This window comes from Bacillus sp. AC266 (genome assembly GCF_979253805.1).
The window spans coordinates 1-2,448 of the sequence record NZ_CEEDEC010000022.1 but is presented as its reverse complement, the minus strand read 5'-3'; the positions used below and the strand labels follow the sequence as shown (position 1 = coordinate 2,448).

The following is a 2,448-nucleotide window of genomic DNA, read 5'->3' as shown; positions in this document are numbered from 1 at the left end:
GGACCTTGTCCCTGTGAGAGTAGGACGTCGCCAAGCAACTTTAAGACGAGTCAGAATGACTCGTCTTTTTTGTGTTTTAAACTTCTTATCAGCCTCAAGTAAGTAATCCTTATTATTTTGATCCTCTCATATTCATTTTCTTTCATCATTTTTGATGTGTAGTTTAAGATTTTCTATTCTATTTTTTGTAGAAGCAATCTATCGGTGTGTTAAAATAGTACAGTTGTTTTTCGAGGTACTTTAATATAGGAAGATTTAAATTTTTTAAGGAGATAATATGAAGAAGATAGGTGTAATTACTATAGTGGTTTTAGTCCTTCTAGCAATTACTTATATGTTAGTCGGGAATTATTTTTATAATTATGCGTTGAATGCGAAACAAGAGAAAGAGTTTTTAGAGGATAATCCGCACTTAGTAGAAACTGTGAATGCATCGGGAGGTGTGTTTGCTACAAATGAAGAAAAGGATGCGAACTTTGTATCAAATCATAAACCTAATATACGAAACATAAATTCTTTCGATAAGTTGAAATTAACAGGTTATGAATATATGAATGAACAATCTAGCCATAAATGGGCAATTGTAGTTCATGGATATGATAGTAGGGCATCGAAAATGACGAAATATATCCGGAATTTTTATGAAGAAGGATATAACGTCATAGCGCCAGATCTTCGTGGGCATGGAAATAGTGAAGGTGATTATATAGGGATGGGCTGGCACGATCGTAAAGATATTTTGATTTGGATTCAACAAATTGTAAAGAAAGACCCTAATGCTGAAATAGCACTCTTTGGAGTTTCAATGGGGGGAGCAACTGTAATGATGACTTCAGGTGAAGAGTTACCCTCTAACGTTAAAGTTATTATTGAAGATTGTGGATACTCAACTGTTATTGATGAATTTACTTATCAATTAAACGATTTATTCCACTTGCCGAAGTTTCCTGTTATGAATGCGGCAAATACAGTTACAAAATTAAGAGCTGGATATGATTTAGAAGAAGCTTCAGCTGTAAAACAAGTAGCGAAAAGTAAAACACCGATGCTATTTATTCATGGGGACGCTGATACATTCGTTCCTTATGAAATGTTAGATGAAGTATATAATGCTGCAAAAGTAGAAAAAGAGAAATTAATTGTTCCAGGTGCTGGACATGGAGAAGCCGAGAAGGTAGATTCGAATAAATATTGGAATACCATATGGGAGTTCGTGGGGAGATACATTCCAGCGTAATTAGATTGTTTTAGATTTGTATTTTGTATATACGATAATCAGAAGGAAATGTTTTTATACTTTTGATTATCGTTTTTTCTATTTAAAAACTCATTTTAGTTTGTAGTATATAAGGTTTGAAGCATAAATTTTTGAATTCCTTATTGCCAGTGCTACAATAATTGAAAACTACATGTTAATGAGGTGTTTCTATGAAAATTGAAGTATGGTCAGATTTTGTATGCCCATTTTGTTATATTGGGAAACGTAGATTAGAAATGGCTTTAGAGCAATTTCCGCATAAGAAAGATGTTGAAGTTGAGTTTAAAAGTTTTGAATTAGACCAAAATGCTCCAATCTATTCTGGAACAAGTATTAATGAAGTACTTGCATCAAAGTATGGGATTAGTATTGAAGAAGCTAAGCGTAATAATATACAACTAGGCAATCATGCAGCTAGTATGGGGTTAAGTTTTAATTTTGAAGAGATGAAGCCGACGAACACTTTTGATGCGCATCGTCTTGCCAAATTTGCAAAGGATCAAGGGAAAGAAAAAGAGATTACGGAAAATCTACTTTGTGCATATTTCACTGAATCGAAAAATTTAAGTGATGTGGATACGCTTGCTACTATTGCTGAAGCTTCAGGTTTAGATAAGCAAGAAGCTCTACATGTTATTAATGATAAAAGCGCATATGCAAATGATGTTAGAATTGATGAAGCGATTGCTCAGCAATATCAAATTTCGGGAGTTCCTTATTTTATTATTAATCAAAAGTATGCTATTTCAGGTGCGCAACCACTTGAAACTTTTGTTGGTGCACTTCAGCAAGTTTGGGAAGAAGAGAATCCTGCACCTAAGTTACAAGAGCTTTCTTCAGAGGGTGGAAGCGATATGTCTTGTACGGATGAAAGTTGTTCTGTACCTTCAAAAGAACAATAGTTTTTATGATGGAATAGCAACCCATAGAGTGTTTCATGGGTTGCTCTTCTATTCTTATAGAAGAGGTATATAAATAGATAAATTAATAACGTAAATAGGATTTATAAAAAAATGAAGTTTTTTATAAAAACATATTGACGATTGTAGGTTAGAGGTGTAATATAGAACAAGTCGCCGATAGCAACAACGCAGAAAGCGACAAAACAAAATGAAAAACTTAGTTGACATTGAAATATGAAAATGTTAACATAAGGGAGTCGCAAATGAGCGGCAAACAAGTTCTTTGAA

The 2,448-nt window shown here is 33.5% G+C and carries 2 protein-coding genes; both read left to right on the top strand.

All coding sequences use genetic code 11. The features are described 5' to 3' along the window. Nucleotides 1-277: 277 nt before the first annotated feature. Nucleotides 278-1,237, top strand: a complete 960-nt coding sequence (locus tag AC0IXC_RS29030; RefSeq protein ID WP_033709745.1) for an alpha/beta hydrolase — start codon at nt 278-280, stop codon at nt 1,235-1,237. A 191-nt stretch (nt 1,238-1,428) separates the two neighbouring features. Then, the gene (locus tag AC0IXC_RS29025) at nt 1,429-2,160 is read left to right on the top strand and encodes a DsbA family oxidoreductase (protein ID WP_002035454.1); all 732 of its coding nucleotides are present in this window, start codon (nt 1,429-1,431) and stop codon (nt 2,158-2,160) included. The last annotated feature ends 288 nt before the right edge of the window (nt 2,161-2,448 follow it).

What these genes read in the sequence shown, in the direction of transcription:
- AC0IXC_RS29030 (WP_033709745.1), top strand. Translation starts at nt 278, where the DNA reads ATGAAGAAGATAGGTGTAATTACTATAGTGGTTTTAGTCCTTCTAGCA.
- AC0IXC_RS29025 (WP_002035454.1), top strand. Translation starts at nt 1,429, where the DNA reads ATGAAAATTGAAGTATGGTCAGATTTTGTATGCCCATTTTGTTATATT.